This is a genomic window from Streptomyces sp. NPDC058008 (assembly GCF_042886395.1).
GTDB lineage: Bacteria > Actinomycetota > Actinomycetes > Streptomycetales > Streptomycetaceae > Streptomyces.
Genome location: NZ_JBHVQX010000002.1, coordinates 1 through 14,746 on the forward strand (window position 1 = coordinate 1; position 14,746 = coordinate 14,746).

At 72.5% G+C, this 14,746-nt stretch carries 17 protein-coding genes; 6 read left to right on the forward strand and 11 right to left on the reverse strand.

Annotated elements, in window-relative coordinates:
- Positions 1-107: 107 nt before the first annotated feature.
- Both ACFVS9_RS01725 and ACFVS9_RS01730 read left to right on the forward strand, forming a co-directional pair.
- On the forward strand, positions 108-1,385 hold the full coding sequence (locus ACFVS9_RS01725; protein ID WP_383119067.1) for a thymidine phosphorylase: 1,278 nt from the start codon (positions 108-110) through the stop codon (positions 1,383-1,385).
- A 117-nt stretch (positions 1,386-1,502) separates the two neighbouring features.
- Positions 1,503-1,847 (forward strand): STAS domain-containing protein, encoded by a 345-nt coding sequence (locus ACFVS9_RS01730; RefSeq protein WP_389929441.1) that lies wholly within the window; start codon positions 1,503-1,505, stop codon positions 1,845-1,847.
- Between the two features lie 7 nt (positions 1,848-1,854).
- Here ACFVS9_RS01730 and ACFVS9_RS01735 read toward each other — a convergent pair whose 3' ends face one another.
- The 4 genes from ACFVS9_RS01735 to ACFVS9_RS01750 form a co-directional block, all read right to left on the reverse strand.
- Entirely contained in the window at positions 1,855-2,160 is a 306-nt protein-coding gene (locus ACFVS9_RS01735) for a hypothetical protein (RefSeq protein WP_389929442.1), read from the reverse strand.
- Positions 2,157-3,146 (reverse strand): sigma-70 family RNA polymerase sigma factor, encoded by a 990-nt coding sequence (locus tag ACFVS9_RS01740; RefSeq protein ID WP_383118880.1) that lies wholly within the window; start codon positions 3,144-3,146, stop codon positions 2,157-2,159. The genes ACFVS9_RS01735 and ACFVS9_RS01740 overlap by 4 nt, the downstream gene beginning before the upstream one ends.
- 97 nt (positions 3,147-3,243) lie before the next feature.
- A complete protein-coding gene (locus ACFVS9_RS01745) occupies positions 3,244-3,960 on the reverse strand; it encodes a L,D-transpeptidase family protein (RefSeq protein WP_383118879.1) in 717 nt (238 codons plus the stop codon).
- Between the two features lie 89 nt (positions 3,961-4,049).
- Positions 4,050-5,357, reverse strand: coding sequence for an MFS transporter (locus ACFVS9_RS01750; protein ID WP_389929444.1), 1,308 nt, complete (start codon positions 5,355-5,357; stop codon positions 4,050-4,052).
- Between the two features lie 62 nt (positions 5,358-5,419).
- Here ACFVS9_RS01750 and ACFVS9_RS01755 point away from each other — a divergent pair, with 62 nt between their 5' ends.
- Positions 5,420-6,373: a LysR family transcriptional regulator gene (locus ACFVS9_RS01755; protein WP_383118877.1), complete on the forward strand. Its 954-nt coding sequence runs from the start codon at positions 5,420-5,422 to the stop codon at positions 6,371-6,373.
- A 15-nt stretch (positions 6,374-6,388) separates the two neighbouring features.
- On the opposite strand, the gene ACFVS9_RS01760 is transcribed toward ACFVS9_RS01755, so the two are convergent.
- On the reverse strand, positions 6,389-7,147 hold the full coding sequence (locus tag ACFVS9_RS01760) for an alpha/beta hydrolase (RefSeq protein ID WP_389929445.1): 759 nt from the start codon (positions 7,145-7,147) through the stop codon (positions 6,389-6,391).
- Between the two features lie 102 nt (positions 7,148-7,249).
- Here ACFVS9_RS01760 and ACFVS9_RS01765 point away from each other — a divergent pair, with 102 nt between their 5' ends.
- On the forward strand, positions 7,250-8,404 hold the full coding sequence (locus ACFVS9_RS01765; protein WP_389929446.1) for an adenosine deaminase: 1,155 nt from the start codon (positions 7,250-7,252) through the stop codon (positions 8,402-8,404).
- Between the two features lie 134 nt (positions 8,405-8,538).
- Positions 8,539-8,844, forward strand: a complete 306-nt coding sequence (locus ACFVS9_RS01770) for a hypothetical protein (RefSeq protein ID WP_383118874.1) — start codon at positions 8,539-8,541, stop codon at positions 8,842-8,844.
- Positions 8,845-8,918: 74 nt separating this feature from the next.
- On the opposite strand, the gene ACFVS9_RS01775 is transcribed toward ACFVS9_RS01770, so the two are convergent.
- The 5 genes from ACFVS9_RS01775 to afsQ1 all read right to left on the reverse strand — a co-directional run bounded on the left by ACFVS9_RS01775 (position 8,919) and on the right by afsQ1 (position 12,905).
- Complete coding sequence (locus ACFVS9_RS01775; protein ID WP_389929447.1) at positions 8,919-9,122, reverse strand: PspC domain-containing protein; 204 nt, start codon at positions 9,120-9,122, stop codon at positions 8,919-8,921.
- Positions 9,123-9,214: 92 nt separating this feature from the next.
- Entirely contained in the window at positions 9,215-9,790 is a 576-nt protein-coding gene (locus ACFVS9_RS01780; protein ID WP_389929791.1) for a VanZ family protein, read from the reverse strand.
- 285 nt (positions 9,791-10,075) lie between these two features.
- Positions 10,076-10,702, reverse strand: coding sequence for a hypothetical protein (locus ACFVS9_RS01785; protein ID WP_383118934.1), 627 nt, complete (start codon positions 10,700-10,702; stop codon positions 10,076-10,078).
- A complete protein-coding gene (locus ACFVS9_RS01790; RefSeq protein WP_389929449.1) occupies positions 10,699-12,231 on the reverse strand; it encodes an ATP-binding protein in 1,533 nt (510 codons plus the stop codon). The genes ACFVS9_RS01785 and ACFVS9_RS01790 overlap by 4 nt, the downstream gene beginning before the upstream one ends.
- Positions 12,228-12,905, reverse strand: a complete 678-nt coding sequence (gene afsQ1 / locus ACFVS9_RS01795; RefSeq protein ID WP_176724363.1) for a two-component system response regulator AfsQ1 — start codon at positions 12,903-12,905, stop codon at positions 12,228-12,230. Before afsQ1 ends, ACFVS9_RS01790 begins: the two co-directional genes overlap by 4 nt.
- Positions 12,906-13,074: 169 nt before the next feature.
- Here afsQ1 and ACFVS9_RS01800 point away from each other — a divergent pair, with 169 nt between their 5' ends.
- Positions 13,075-13,818, forward strand: a complete 744-nt coding sequence (locus ACFVS9_RS01800; protein WP_389929451.1) for a SigE family RNA polymerase sigma factor — start codon at positions 13,075-13,077, stop codon at positions 13,816-13,818.
- A 178-nt stretch (positions 13,819-13,996) separates the two neighbouring features.
- Here the strand turns inward: ACFVS9_RS01800 and ACFVS9_RS01805 are convergent, their stop codons facing one another.
- The gene (locus ACFVS9_RS01805) at positions 13,997-14,707 is read right to left on the reverse strand and encodes a uridine kinase (protein ID WP_389929453.1); all 711 of its coding nucleotides are present in this window, start codon (positions 14,705-14,707) and stop codon (positions 13,997-13,999) included.
- Positions 14,708-14,746 lie beyond the last annotated feature (39 nt).

Genomic DNA, 14,746 nt, shown 5'->3' on the forward strand with positions numbered 1-14,746 from the left:
GGCCCGACCGGCCCGCCCGGGGAACGGCGCGGCGGAACGTTTCCCCTCTATGCGCGTAGAGTCGGCGTGACTCGCGCCCCACCCCCGGCCGGAAGGATTCCCCTCCCATGGACGTCATCTCCGTCATCCGCACCAAGCGGGACCGCGGCGAGCTCAGCCCCGAGCAGATCGACTGGGTCATCGACGCGTACACCCGCGGCGAGGTCGCCGACGAGCAGATGTCCGCGCTGGCCATGGCGATCCTGCTGAACGGCATGAACCGCACCGAGATCGCCCGCTGGACCGCCGCGATGATCGCCTCGGGCGAGCGGATGGACTTCGGCACGCTCTCCCGCCCCACCACGGACAAGCACTCCACCGGTGGCGTCGGCGACAAGATCACCCTGCCGCTCGCCCCGCTGGTCGCCGCGTGCGGTGCCGCGGTGCCGCAGCTCAGCGGCCGGGGCCTCGGGCACACCGGCGGCACGCTCGACAAGCTGGAGTCCGTCCCCGGCTGGCGCGCCCACCTCTCCAACGCCGAGATGCTGGACGTCCTGGACACCACGGGCGCGGTGATCTGCGCCGCCGGTGACGGGCTCGCCCCCGCCGACAAGAAGCTGTACGCGCTGCGCGACGTCACCGGCACCGTCGAGGCGATCCCGCTGATCGCCAGCTCGATCATGTCCAAGAAGATCGCCGAGGGAACCGGCGCGCTCGTCCTGGACGTCAAGGTCGGCTCCGGCGCCTTCATGAAGACGATCGAGGACGCCCGCGAACTGGCCTCCACCATGGTCGCGCTGGGCACCGACAGCGGTGTGCGCACCGTGGCACTGCTCACCGACATGGCGACGCCGCTCGGCCTGACCGCGGGCAACGCCCTGGAGGTGCGCGAGTCCGTCGAGGTCCTCGCCGGCGGTGGCCCCCGCGACGTGATCGACCTGACCCTGGCGCTCGCCCGCGAGATGCTCGACGCCGCCGGACTCAAGGACGCCGACCCGGAGAAGGCCCTGGCCGACGGCTCCGCCATGGACGTCTGGCGCCGCATGATCTCCGCGCAGGGCGGCGACCCGGACGCCGCACTGCCCGTCGCCCGCGAGCAGCACGTGATCAGCGCCCCGTCCTCCGGTGTGCTGACCCGCCTGGACGCGTACGACGTCGGCGTGGCCGCCTGGCGCCTCGGCGCGGGCCGCGCCCGCAAGGAGGACCCGGTGCAGGCGGGCGCGGGCGTCGAGATGCACGCCAAGCCCGGGGACACGGTCACCGAGGGCCAGCCGCTGCTGACGCTGCACACGGACACCCCGGAGAAGTTCGCGTACGCCCTGGAGGCACTGCCCGGCTCGTACGACATCGCCCCGGCCGGCACGCCCTTCACCGCCACACCGGTCGTGCGGGAGCGCATCGCCTGACCCGCGGACACCCCCTGCGGACGGACGGGACCGGCGGACCACCGCCGGTCCCGTCCGGCTTCCCGGACCACCCGCGCCGGATCCGGGCCCCGGCGCGGACACGGGCCCGCCCGGCCGATGAGTTCCGGGCACCCCGCCGGTCTCTGTGGTGTGGACGCCATGACTCCGAACCCCCTCGTCGTCACCGGCCGGGTCACCCGGGCCGAGGTCCCGGGACTCTGCGCCGAACTGGAGGCGCTGCTGGCCGGCGCCCCCGGCGCCGCGGCGGTCGACTGCGACCTGGGCGGGGTGACGCACCCCGATCTCGTCCTGGTCGAGGCGGTGGCCCGGCTGGGGCTCGTCGCCCGCCGCGCCGGGGGCGTTCAGCTGCGGCTGCGCCGCACCCCGGCCGCGCTCCGCGCGCTGCTCGCCCTGGTGGGCCTCGCCGACGTGGTGGGGAACATCCGGACCTTCCCGGAGTGACGGACGCTCAGCGGGGCACGGCGTGGTCCCGGGCCATGCCGCAGCTACGGGCGACCTGCACCGCGTGTCCGTCCGCGTACCCCTCCGGCACCTTCTCCAGGAGCTCCGCGGTGCTCCCCGGGTCCGCCGCCGGGGCCGTGCACGGACCACCCTCCGGCTGCGGCCCCGGGGCGCGGCCGTCGCCGGTGGGGCCGGCGGCCGGGGCGGGGCGCGGGCCCGCCGTGGCGGACGGTTCGCCCAGCCACAGCGTCGCCGCCCAGCCGCCCACCGCCAGCAGCACCCAGCCCGCCACCACGAGCCTCCGCGTCCTCATCGCGCGTCGGCGTCCAGGTGGTCCGGCAGCCCGAACAGCGGGAACCAGCGCGGGGTGTCCAGGAAACAGTGCATCCCGGTGATGGCACCCTCCGAGATGTCGATGATCTGCACCGCCCACGGCACGAACCCCGGACCGTCCGGATTCGGCTTGTAGTGCGCGAAGGCCGGGGTCCCGTTGGCCTCGGTCGCCACCAGCCGTGAACCGGCGCAGCCCGCCCCGATGCTGAGCATGAAGCCGGTGATGTCGTCGTGTCCCCGCAGCCAGAGATCGAACGGCGGCATGGTCATCACGGCGTCCTCGTGGAGCAGCGCCGTCAGCGCCGCCATGTCGTACCCCTCGAACGCCGCCACGTAGCGGTCCAGCAGCTTGCGCTGCTCGTCGTCCAGCGGGTTCGCGGTGTCCGGCGCGGTGCTGTCCGTCTCCGACAGCGTCGCCCTGGCCCGCTGGAGGGCGCTGTTGACCGAGGCGACCGAGGTGTCGAGCAGCTCGGCGACCTCGCTCGCCCTCCACGCCAGCACCTCACGCAGGATCAGCACCGCGCGCTGCTTGGGCGGCAGGTGCTGGAGGGCGGCGACGAACGCGAGGCGCACCGACTCGCGCGCCACGGCGGCCTCCGCCGGGTCCGCCAGGGACGGCAGGATCCGGCCGTCCGGCATCGGCTCCAGCCAGGTGTTCTCCGGGAGGGGGTTCAGCGCGGCCTGGGCCAGCGGGGTCGGACCGGTCAGATCCACCGGCCTGGCCCGCTTGTTGCCCGCGTTCAGCATGTCCAGGCAGACGTTCGTCGCGATGCGGTACAGCCAGGAGCGCAGGGAGGAACGGCCCTCGAACTTGTCGAAGTTGCGCCAGGCGCGCACCAGCGTGTCCTGGACCGCGTCCTCCGCCTCGAAGGCCGAGCCGAGCATCCGGTAGCAGTACCCCGTCAGCTCGACCCGGTGTCCCTCCAGACGGCTGTCGATGTCCGTCGCCGCCGTCAGATCACCCATCGCTCCACCCCTGTTGCGCTGTGACACCGCTCACCCAGCACTCCGGAAGTTACCGCAGGGCACCGACAGCCGGGGCGGGAAGCGAGGAAACCGCCGATCAGGTGCCGGGCTTGCGCCCGTAGACGTAGACGTCGTCGCCGTTCCTCAACAGGTTCCAGTACGCCTTCGCGTCCGCCGGGCGCATGTTGACGCAGCCGGCCGACCCCGGGTTGTTGTACATGGACTTGGTGACCGAGTGGAAGGCCTGTCCGCCGTCGAAGAACTGGGCGTACGGCATGCGGACGTCGTAGAGCGTCGACCAGTGGTCGATGTTGCGCCAGTAGATCTTCTTGGCGCCCGTCCGCGTCTCGGCGCCGTCGCGGCCCGTGCGCACCGGCACCGGGCCGAACTTCAGCTTGGCCCCGTCCTGGATCCAGCTCAGCTGCCGGGTGAGGTCCACGCAGGCGATGCGCCCCTTGTTCGTGGGGCACTTCTTCGCCTTGTTCGGGGTCTTGCCCGCCGCCTTCTGAGCGGTGATCGTCTTCATCGTGCGCCAGGTGACCGGCCCCGCGTACCCGGCGGCCGGGGTGATGCCCGACGCGGACTGGAAGGAGCGGATCGCCTTGCAGTCGGCGGCCGACTGCCTGCCGTCGGCCGTCCGCTTGAGGTACTTCTCCACCTGCTTCTGGTACGGCCCGGCGGACGCCGTGCAGGACGCCGCCGTGGCGGCCGTCCCGGTGCCCAGGACCAGGGCCGGCGCGGCCACCAGCCCGGCGACGGACAGGACTGCCCCGCGCCGGACCCGCGCACCGGGTATCTTCCCCATGGTTCTCATGTACGCCCGCTCCCCTTCGTGTTCGTCCGCGGTGTTTCTCTCCGCTTGTTGGACGTGCGCCGGGGAGCCGCGGTTGTACCGGGGAGGTCTCAGTTGTGCACCGGTGCCGGGGCACCGGTGCGGAGCCGCTCGCTCCTGGCCGCCCGGGTACCGAGCAGGGTGATCGACAGGACGCCGAGGACCGCCAGGACGCCCAGCGCGACCGTGCCGGCCCAGCCCCCCGCGTGGAAGGCGACGGCGCCGAGCGTGCCGCCCGCGCTGGACCCCAGGTAGTACGCGGACTGGTAGAGCGCCGACGCCTGGGCACGCCCCGACGTCGCCGCACGGCTCACCGAGGACGAGGCGACCGCGTGCCCGGCGAAGAAGCCCGCCGTGATCAGGACGAGGCCGGCGAGGACGGCGGCCAGCTGGTCGGCCAGCGAGAGCAGCAGACCCGCCGCCGTCGTGGAGACGGCGAGGTAGAGCGCGCCCCGGCGGCCCAGCCGGGCCACCAGCCGGCCCGCGGCGGCGGAGGAGACCGTGCCCACCAGGTAGACCAGGAAGACCGAGCCGACGATGCCCTGCGGCAGACCGAAGGGCTCGTCGACGAGCCGGTAGCCGATCACGGTGTAGACCGCGCCGAACACCGTCATGAACAGGGCGCCGATCGCGTACAGCCGGCGCAGCAGCGGATCGGAGAGGTGACCGGTGACGGTCCTCGCCAGGGCCTTCGGGTTGAGCGAGGCGGGCGTGAAGTGGCGCGCCCGGGGGATCATGAGGTGGAAGACCACGGCGCAGGCCAGTGCCAGCAGCCCGATCGCGCCGAGCGCCGCCCGCCAGCCCCACAGCTGGGCGACCCAGCCGGCCAGGATGCGGCCGCTCATGCCGCCGACGCTGTTGCCCGCCACGAACAGCCCGATCGCGGCGACCAGGGCCTTGGGCCGCACCTCCTCGGCCAGGTAGGCCATCGCGGAGGCGGGCAGCCCGGCCAGCGCCGCTCCCTGGACCGCGCGCAGCGCGATCAGCCAGCCCAGCGACGGGGCGAAGGGGACGAGCAGCCCGATCACCACGGCGACCGCCAGGGAGGCCGTCATCATCTGGCGCCGCCCGAAGCGCTCGCTGAGCGCGCTCAGAGGCAGGACGCAGAGGGCCAGCGCACCCGTCGCCGCGGAGACCGTCCAGCTGGCCTGGCCGGCCGTCGCGCCGAAGGACGCGGAGACGGAGGGCAGCAGGGCCTGCGTCGAGTAGAGGAGGGCGAAGGTCGCGATCCCCGCCGCGAAGAGCGCGAAGCTCATCCGGCGGTAGCCGGGGCCGCCGGGCGCGAGGCGGTCCGGGACGGACGGGGAGGCGGCGGCGGGCGATGACGGAACGACGGCGTCCAGCGCGATGGTGGACGCCCCGGTACTGGCAGGAGGCATACGGCGAACGTAGAGGGCCCGGTTTCATGCGTCCAATGCATGAAACCCTCATAATCGTTCCCATGGCGCATCAATACAGCTCACAGCCACGGCTGTCACCGGGCAGTTACGAAGAAGACATCCGGGCCGTGCTCGCGCCGCGCCTCGCGTACTTCGAGGCGGTGGCCCGCCACGAGCACGTCACCCGCGCCGCGCACGAGCTCGGCGTCCCGCAGTCGACGCTGTCGCGCGCCATGGTGCGGCTGGAACAGGACCTGGGGGTCGCCCTGTTCGCCCGCCGCGGCCGCACCGTCTCGCTCACCCCCGCGGGCCGCACCTTCCTCGGATCCGCCGAACGCGCCCTGGCGGAGGTGGAGAAGGCCGCCGACTCGGTGCGCGCCGACGCCGACCCCACCGCGGGCAAGGTCGCCTTCGGCTTCCTGCACACCATGGGCTCCGAGACCGTGCCCGCCCTGATCCGCGCCTTCCGCGCCGACCACCCCCGGGTCCGCTTCCAGCTCGTCCAGAACTACGGCGAGGCCATGATCGAGCGGCTGCGGGCCGGCGGCCTCGACCTCTGCCTCACCTCGCCCGTCCCCGACGCCCCGGACCTCGTCGCCATGCGCCTGGACGAGCAGCGGCTGCGCCTGGTCGTCCCCGACGACCACCGGCTGGCCGGCCGGCGCCGCGTCCGCCTCGCCGAGGCCGCCGACGAAACGTTCGTCACCCTCGAACCCGGTTACGGGCTGCGCCGGATCACCGACGACCTCTGCGCCGAGGCCGGGTTCACCCCGCGGGTCGCGTTCGAGGGCGAGGAGGCGGAGACACTGCGCGGCCTGGTCGCCGCCGGGCTCGGGGTGGCCCTGCTGCCGCCGCCCGCCGTCGCCCGGCCGGGCGTGGTCGAGCTGACGGTGACCGCGCCCCGCGCGGCCCGCGAGATCGGGGTCGCCTGGCTGGACGGCCACCCCGACACCCCGCCGGTGGCCGCCTTCAAGCGCTTCCTGCTGTCCCGCCGGGGGAGCCTGCTGCCCGACTGACCCCGCCGCGGCGGCTCAGTGCCGCAGGGACCGCCCGAACCCCGCCGCGAGCGGCATCCTCAGCCCCAGCGGCGGCGGGGCGGCGAACGCGTCGGCGACCGGGCGGGCGTACGACCGGGCGAACAGCGACCCCCGTACGAAGTCCGAGGCCAGGGCCACCACTTCGGACCGGTGCTGGCGCAGGGCGTGCCCGTCGGAGTGGACCTCGAAGCGGCAGGTGTCCCGGTTGGCCTTCTTGGCCCGCTCGGCCATCCGGTAGGAGAGCTCCGGATCCGTCCGCGCGTCGTTGGTGCCGTGGACGATCAGCACCCGGCGCCCCGCCAGCTGTTTCACCGGTTCGGGTTCCCCGCCGCCGCCCTCCGGGAGCCAGGGGGCCATCGCCAGCACGGAGTTGACGGCGGTGTGCCCGGCACCCCGCAGGGCGGCCCGGCCCCCCATGCCGTGCCCCACGAGGCACACCGGGATGTCGCCGTAGCGCCGGACGACCTCGTCGGCCGCCCAGTGGGCGTCGGCCGCAGGGTCGGCGCCGGAGTTCCAGCCCCGCGTCCGGTAGCGCACGACGTGCACCGCGAGCCCGTCCTCCTGGCCCGCCCGGGCCAGGGTCCGGGCGAACGGCAGCTGCGCCGCGTACGAGAGGGTGGAGGGACGGCGTCTGGAGTCGGTCTCGCCGTCCGGGAGCAGCAGGACCACGCCGCTGACCTCGGGTGCTGCTCCGGCCGTGAGGACGGCCCGTCCCAGCCTGGCGGCAGGCAGGGGAAGTGCGCGCTGTGCCATGACAGAACAGTGTCAGAAGGGCAGGTGTATTCCACCTGGCTTCGCGGTCACTGTTACGCATCGACAGCCGCGCTCTACGCGCGTAGGCGTTAGAGTGCCCAGATGACGAGCCAGACCCTGAATGTCCCTGATTCCGACCAGATCCGCCGTGCGCCCAAGGTGCTGCTCCACGACCATCTCGACGGTGGCCTGCGCCCCGGCACGATCGTCGAACTGGCTCGCGCGCAGGGGTACGACGCCCTCCCCGAGACCGAGCCCGACAAGCTCGGCGTCTGGTTCCGCCAGGCCGCCGACTCCGGCTCCCTGGAGCGCTACCTGGAGACGTTCGCCCACACCTGCGCCGTCATGCAGACCCGTGAGGCACTGGTCCGGGTGGCCGCGGAGTGCGCCGAGGACCTCGCCGAGGACGGCGTCGTCTACGCCGAGGTGCGGTACGCGCCGGAGCAGCACCTCACCGCGGGCCTGTCCCTCGAAGAGGTCGTCGAGGCCGTCAACGAGGGGTTCCGCGAGGGGGAGCGCCGCGCCCGCGCCAACGGCCACCGCATCCGCGTGGGCGCCCTGCTGACCGCGATGCGGCACGCCGCCCGCGCGCTGGAGATCGCCGAACTCGCCAACCGCTACCGCGACCTGGGCGTGGTGGGCTTCGACATCGCGGGCGCCGAGGCGGGCTACCCTCCCACCCGGCACCTGGACGCCTTCGAGTACCTCAAGCGCGAGAACAACCACTTCACCATCCACGCGGGCGAGGCCTTCGGCCTGCCGTCGATCTGGCAGGCGCTCCAGTGGTGCGGCGCCGACCGGCTCGGCCACGGCGTGCGCATCATCGACGACATCGAGGTCGCGGAGGACGGCTCGGTGACGCTGGGGCGCCTCGCCTCCTACGTGCGGGACAAGCGGATCCCGCTGGAACTCTGCCCGACCTCCAACCTCCAGACGGGCGCCGCGGCGTCGTACGCCGAGCACCCCATCGGGCTGCTGCGGAAGCTGCATTTCCGCGCCACCGTGAACACGGACAACCGGCTGATGAGCGGGACGAGCATGAGCGGGGAATTCGAGCGGCTGACCGAGACTTTCGGATACACGCTCGACGACATGCAATGGTTCACAGTCAATGCGATGAAATCAGCGTTCATTCCTTTCGATGAACGTCTGGCGATGATCAACGACGTGGTGAAGCCCGGATACGCCGAACTGAAGTCCGAATGGCTTTTCCGGCAGACGTCCGTGACCAGTAGTTCTTCGTCCCTCGCGGGCTGATCCAGTCGAAAAGGGAACGGCCGGGAGCGTGCTGTCCCGGCCGTTTTCCGTGTCCTGGCGTGTTTGCGGAAGGGGTGTGGCGATGGCTAGTTTGCAGAGCCGCTCACATCCCCTTCCCCAAGGATGAATCTCCCATGAAGAAGTCTGCTGTCAGGACCATCGGCGCAGCCGCTCTCGGCGCCGCTTTCGTCGCCGCCGGCGCGGGCAGTGCCTCCGCCGTCGCCGTGCCCGTCGACGCCGTGGCCGGCGCCCTCCCCGCCGGTGTCGCCCTCGACTCCGTCGTCTCCGACGCGCTGCCCGCCGCGCAGAAGGCGGCCGGCGGACTTCTCGACCAGCAGCAGAACCAGCGCGGCGGCGGCAACCTCTCCGCGCCCGGCACCAACCTGCTCGGCGGCCTGCCCGCGGGCGGCCTGACCGGCGCCCTGCCGATCGGCCGCTGACCCGTCGCGCACGCAGAGGGGGCGCACACCCGGTCCGGGTGTGCGCCCCACAGCTCTGTCCCCGTGCCCGGTGATCACCAGGCCGTCGCGGCCGGGTCCTTCTCCGGCGGCAGCAGCACCCACAGCGCCAGGTAGAGCAGGAACTGAGGGCCGGGAAGCAGACACGACAGCAGGAAGATGACGCGCATCGTCCCTGCGGAGGTGCCGAAGCGCCGTGCCAGCGCTGCGCACACTCCGCCGATCATGCGTCCGTCGCGGGGGCGGGCAAGTGCGGCCATGGTGGGCTCCTTCGCGAACCGTTCCGGGGGAGCAGCTCCGTCGTGCTCCCATGACTCCATGGTCGCCCCGCGACGGAGGACAAAGCATCGCTCTACGGGGCGATACCGACCCTGGTAATCGTCGGGGTGGATCCCTGAGTGCCCTCACCCCGGGGCATCCGGGACACGCTCCCGATCCGCGACAGGTCGCCGGCCCCCGCACGGTTGCCCCGGCGCAGCCTCGACCGCGACAGCGGGACGACGAGCAGATGGGCCAGGGCGACGCCCACGGTGTTCAGGAGCAGCGAGTCGACGTCGACGACCTGGCCGGGGACCCCTGTCTGCCCCAGCTCGATGGCCATCGAGATCAGCGCCCCGGCCGCGACCGTACGGGCCAGCGAGGCCCAGGGGGAGACCAGCAGCCTTCCGCCGGCCATGGGGAGCAGCACGCCCAGGGGCGCCAGCAGCAGCAGCCCCTCACCGATGCGCCGCACGGCCTCGGCCCGGCCCAGGGCCAGGTCCGCCCTGATTCCGGCGAACGGCTGGAGGTTGGCGGCCGTCACCCAGGGGACGTCGAGCGGGCGCAGCGTCAGCCAGCAGACGAACAGAAGGTGCGCGAGGAGGAGGAGTACCCCCGCCGCGCGGAAGCGGATGACGGCCGGGCCGTCCGAACTGTGACGCACGTGCACCAAGACGCCACGACCGGCAGGATCGGTTCCGCTCGTTTCGGGGAAGGCGCTGTGACGAGCGGCACGGCCGCCCGGACCGTCCGGCGGCGCCGTCACGGACGCCCCGGCGCGTTCCGACGAGGGCGATCAGGGGCGCCCGGCGGGCCGGGTGAGGACCACCACGGGCACCCGGTGCCCCCGACGCATGCCCACCGGCGGCTTCGGAGCCGCGAAGGTGCCCACGGCCCGAGGCGCGGCCCCTCACGCCCGGCGGCGTGCGGTACGGACGGTCCGGGCGCCCCGGCCTCAGGACAGCCCGACCGCGCCCAGTGTCGGCACCTCGCCCGGACGGCTCTTCGTCTCCGCCGTGCACAGGTATCCCCGCGGGGCGTAGTTCCCCGGCCCGCCGAGCAGCACCGATCCCCCGGAGCCGATCGACCCGCTGTCCGCGTACGAACACACCACCTGTGCCAGTGCCTCCGCCGGCAGGTCGTCCGGCTGCTCACTGAGGCGCAGCGCACCCTTCGGGTCGTCCTTGCGGGCGCCGGTGACCTGGAGCCCGGCCGGCACGACGGTGGAGAAACCGGCGCGCCGCTCCTCGGAGTCCGGCTCCCGCTGGAGTTCGCCGAGCAGGGCCCGCGCGACCAGGAGGGGATCGGAGCGCGACTCGTCGACCCCGACGGTGCGCTCCACCGTGACCAGCTGTGAGGCGCAGACCAGGTAGATCCGCACCTGCACGCTCTCCGGCGGGGGCGCGGTCGCCCGGGCCGCGGTCGTGCGGCACGGCATCCGGGACGGCGCGGCCCCGGCGTCCACCGGGACCGAGGTGCTGCGGATGCCGCAGCCCGAGGCCAGCGCCGCACAGGCCGCGACGGCGGCCAGCGCGGCGAGAGCCCTGCGCGGTGCACCGGACGTCCGCTCGCCACGTGTCACTTCCCGCCGCCCTTCTCGTTCCCGTCGGGATCGTCCGGTCCCGGGGCGCCGGTCAGTGTCTCCGCGTCCCGGGGGAGCCGCAGCACGAACACCGCTCCCTGGCCGTCCGGCAGGTTCGAGGCCGTGATGTCGCCACCGTGGATGTGCGCGTTCTCCACCGCGATGGACAGGCCGAGACCGCTGCCCTCCGAGCGCGGGCGGGAAGCGCTCGCCTTGTAGAAGCGGTCGAACACATGCGGCAGGACTTCCTCGGGGATGCCCGGCCCGTGGTCGCGCACCTCGATGACCAGCTCGTCCTCGTCGGTCCGTACGGACACCCGTACCGGTGATCCGCCGTGCTTGAGGGCGTTGCCGATCAGATTCGCCAGGATCACGTCGAGCCGTCGGGGGTCCAGCCGCACCATGATGCCGCGCTCCGCGTCCAGATCGACCGCGTCCAGCCAGGCACGGGCGTCGATGCAGGCGGTCACCTGGTCGGCGACGTCGACCGTGTCCAGGACCAGGCGGGCCGTACCGGCGTCGAAGCGGGTGACCTCCATGAGGTTCTCGACCAGGTCGTTCAGCCGCCGCGTCTCGCTCACCACCAGGTGCACGGCCGGGGCGATCATCGGGTCCAGGCTGTCCGCCTCGTCCTCCAGCACCTCCGCGACCGCGGTGATGGCCGTCAGCGGGGTGCGCAGTTCGTGCGACATGTCGGCGACGAACCTGCGGCTCGACTCCTCCCGCGCGCTCATGTCCGCGACCTTCTTCTCCAGGGAGCTCGCGGCCTTGTTGAACGTATGGGAGAGGTCGGCGAGTTCATCGGTGCCGGAGACCACGAGACGGGTGTCGAGCTTGCCCTCGCCGAGCTTGCGCGCCGCGTCGCCCAGCCGCTGCACCGGCCGCAGCACGGTCGTCGCCGCGGCCTGGGCGAGCAGCGCCGAACCGACCAGGGCCAGCGCGGTGGCGATCCCCAGCGACCAGGCCAGCGAACCGAGGTCCTCGCGCTCCTGGTCCAGCGACTTCAGCATGTACCCGGCGGGACCACCGCCGATGATCTTCGTCCCGGCCACCAGGTAGGGCGTGTTGCCCAGCGTCGTCCGCTGCCAGAACAGGTGGTACTCGACGGTGTTGGACGACGTCAGCGGCTGCTTCTTGTTCACCTGCTTCTGAAGCGAGGCGGGCACGTCGGCCTTGGTGAACGAGTCCAGGTCGGACGAGCCCGTGACGGGCTTGCCGTCACGGGTGCCGATCAGCAGCACGTGGTAGCCGGCGCCGCTGTCCGCCATCTGCTCGGTGGCGCTCCGCAGATCGTCCGAGGTGGGCTGCAACGGCAGCGAGGCCGCCTGGTTCTGCATCTGGCGGCGGAAGTCGTCGAGCGCGGTGTCCTGCGTACGCGTCAGGACCGCCTCGCGGTTGAGCCAGTACGCGATGCCCGACGCCGAGACCGCCGCCGTGAGCGCCACCAGGGCGAACACGATCAGCAGCCGCAGCCGCAGGCTGGTCCAGCGCAGACCCGCGCGTATGGAGCGCTTCGCGGGATCGCTCACTGAGGAGTGTCCAGCCGGTAACCCACACCGCGCACGGTGCGGATCAGGGTCGGCGAGGACGGCACGTCCTCCACCTTCGCCCGCAGCCGCTGCACACAGGCGTCCACCAGCCGTGAGTCACCGAGGTAGTCGTGCTCCCACACCAGGCGCAGCAACTGCTGCCGCGACAGGGCCTGTCCGGGCCTGCGGCTCAGTTCGAGCAGGAGCCGCAGCTCGGTCGGCGTGAGCTGCAGGTCCTCCCCGTTCTTCGTGACGGTCATCGCCGAGCGGTCGATGACCACACTCCCGAACGTCGCAGAGTCGGTGGACTCCCTCTCCCCACGGCGCAGGACCGCGCGGATACGGGCGTCGAGCACCCGGCCCTGCACGGGTTTCACCACGTAGTCGTCCGCGCCGGACTCCAGTCCCACCACGACGTCGATGTCGTCGCTGCGCGCGGTCAGCAGAATGATCGGCAGCTGGTCGGTGCGCCGGATACGCCGGCAGACCTCGAAACCGTCGATCCCGGGCAGCATCACATCCAGCACGACCAGGTCAGGCCGCTGCTCACGGAGCAGCTCCAGCCCGTCCTCTCCCGTCGCCGCGGTGGCCACACGGTGGCCCTGGCGTGACAGCGAGAGTTCGAGGGCTGTGCGGATGGCGTCGTCGTCCTCGATCAGCAACAGGAAAGGCACACGGGCCATTCTGGCCCATGGTGGTGCCACGTTTCGACAATCCCCCCGACTTGAGCGGCCGGCATGCCCTGTGACAGCCCTGTGACAGTCGGGGGACAGCGCCATGAAACTGCCCCGGCAAGCTCGTTGGCACACGGAACGAACGGACTCCACCGATGGGGGGCGCCAGATGAACGCACTGCACAGCACCACCTCAAGCGCAGTTGTCACACGCCTTCACGACGTCGGGCGGAGCCCGGAGAAGTCCGGTGCCGGACGGGGGCGTGTGCGCGGCGCCGGGCGTCAGCACTCGTCGTACCTGACGATGGTTGACGCGACCACGGGGGAGAACGGGGGAAGCGCGTACGGGGAGGCCACGGGGGAGCGGAAGCCCCAGGCCGTGGCGGAGGACGCGGAAGCCGCGTTCACCGCCTACGTCCAGGAGCGCCGCGCCTCCCTGTACGCAACCGCCTACCACCTGACCGGCGACCGGTTCGAGGCCGAGGACCTGCTGCAGAGCGCCCTCTTCTCGACGTACCGGGCGTGGGACAGGATCAGCGACAAGGCGGCGGTCGGCGGGTACCTCCGCCGCACCATGACCAACCTGCACATCAGCGCGTGGCGCAGGCGCAAGCTGAACGAATACCCGACCGAGGAGCTGCCGGAGACGGTCGGCGACACGGACGCGATGCGGGGCACGGAACTGCGGGCGGTCCTCTGGCAGGCACTCGCCCGGCTGCCTGAACTCCAGCGCACGATGCTGGTCCTGCGCTACTACGAGGGCCGCACGGACCCGGAGATCGCGTCCATACTCGACATCAGTGTCGGCACGGTGAAGTCCAGCATCTGGCGGTCGCTCCGCCGGCTGCGTGAGGACGAGGTCCTCAGCTTCGGACGTGACGAGGAGGAGTCCTTCGGCGAGCTGGTGGCCTGAGGTCTGACGGGGGAACGGGGAACGGGGGAAAGGCCGTCGCTTCGGGGGAGGCGGCGGTACGGGGGTGGAACGCAGCGGGGTCGGACGGGCCGGGGGGTCTCGTCCGGCCCCGTTCGCGTGCGCGCCGGTCTCCGCACCGGGCCGCACGCCGGCCGCGGGCCCGGCCGCCCGGATCCGCCTACTCCGGGACCGGCGCTCCCACCGGGGCGCGGCGGCAGCGTCCCGCCGCGGCGGCGGCCAGGCGGCCCAGGGCCTCCTGACGGGCGCAGGGGTACGCGCCCAGTGCGGCCTGGCGGGCCACGATGCGCCGTTCGGCCCGCATCAGCCGCCATCCGCGGCGCAGCAGGAACGGGACCGACTTCCGCCCCTCCCGCAGGTCGCGCAGCAGCCGGCGGCGGAACGTCGTCGACGGCCGCCCGCGCAGGCACAGCGCGTCCGCGAGCAGACCCAGCTCCTGGCAGCGCCGCACGATGTCCGCGGCGAAGATGCCCTCGGCGACGAACAGCGGGGTGCGTTCGATGTCCAGGGTCTCCTCGCCCGTGCGCGAGCTCGTGGCGATGTCGTACAGGGGAACGGACGTACGACCCGTGGCGCACAGTTCCGCTATGGCCGCGACCGCTCCGTCGGCGTCCCAGGACAGGGCCGAGTCCCAGTCGATGTCCGCGCTGCCGGTGACCCGGGGCAGTGTCGGGTCGTTTCCCTCTTTGTAGAAGTCGTCCAGGCGCAGCACCGGGAGGCCGCTGCGGGCCGCGAGGGAGGACTTGCCGGAGCCGGAAGGGCCGGCGAGCAGTACGACGCGCGTGGGGATCGGTTGGGAACTCACAGAACAGAAGTGTGAGGCATTGACCCGCGTAGGGGATCCCCGGGAGGTCCTGTTGGTATCGAGCATCACACCTCAACTACTCTGCGCGCACGGATGATTACCCGA

Coding starts and splice junctions, on each gene's coding strand:
- ACFVS9_RS01725 (WP_383119067.1), top strand. CDS start 108: ATGGACGTCATCTCCGTCATCCGCACCAAGCGGGACCGCGGCGAGCTC.
- ACFVS9_RS01730 (WP_389929441.1), top strand. CDS start 1,503: ATGAGTTCCGGGCACCCCGCCGGTCTCTGTGGTGTGGACGCCATGACT.
- ACFVS9_RS01735 (WP_389929442.1), bottom strand. CDS start 2,160: ATGAGGACGCGGAGGCTCGTGGTGGCGGGCTGGGTGCTGCTGGCGGTG.
- ACFVS9_RS01740 (WP_383118880.1), bottom strand. CDS start 3,146: ATGGGTGATCTGACGGCGGCGACGGACATCGACAGCCGTCTGGAGGGA.
- ACFVS9_RS01745 (WP_383118879.1), bottom strand. CDS start 3,960: ATGAGAACCATGGGGAAGATACCCGGTGCGCGGGTCCGGCGCGGGGCA.
- ACFVS9_RS01750 (WP_389929444.1), bottom strand. CDS start 5,357: ATGCCTCCTGCCAGTACCGGGGCGTCCACCATCGCGCTGGACGCCGTC.
- ACFVS9_RS01755 (WP_383118877.1), top strand. CDS start 5,420: ATGGCGCATCAATACAGCTCACAGCCACGGCTGTCACCGGGCAGTTAC.
- ACFVS9_RS01760 (WP_389929445.1), bottom strand. CDS start 7,147: ATGGCACAGCGCGCACTTCCCCTGCCTGCCGCCAGGCTGGGACGGGCC.
- ACFVS9_RS01765 (WP_389929446.1), top strand. CDS start 7,250: ATGACGAGCCAGACCCTGAATGTCCCTGATTCCGACCAGATCCGCCGT.
- ACFVS9_RS01770 (WP_383118874.1), top strand. CDS start 8,539: ATGAAGAAGTCTGCTGTCAGGACCATCGGCGCAGCCGCTCTCGGCGCC.
- ACFVS9_RS01775 (WP_389929447.1), bottom strand. CDS start 9,122: ATGGCCGCACTTGCCCGCCCCCGCGACGGACGCATGATCGGCGGAGTG.
- ACFVS9_RS01800 (WP_389929451.1), top strand. CDS start 13,075: ATGAACGCACTGCACAGCACCACCTCAAGCGCAGTTGTCACACGCCTT.
- ACFVS9_RS01805 (WP_389929453.1), bottom strand. CDS start 14,707: ATGCTCGATACCAACAGGACCTCCCGGGGATCCCCTACGCGGGTCAAT.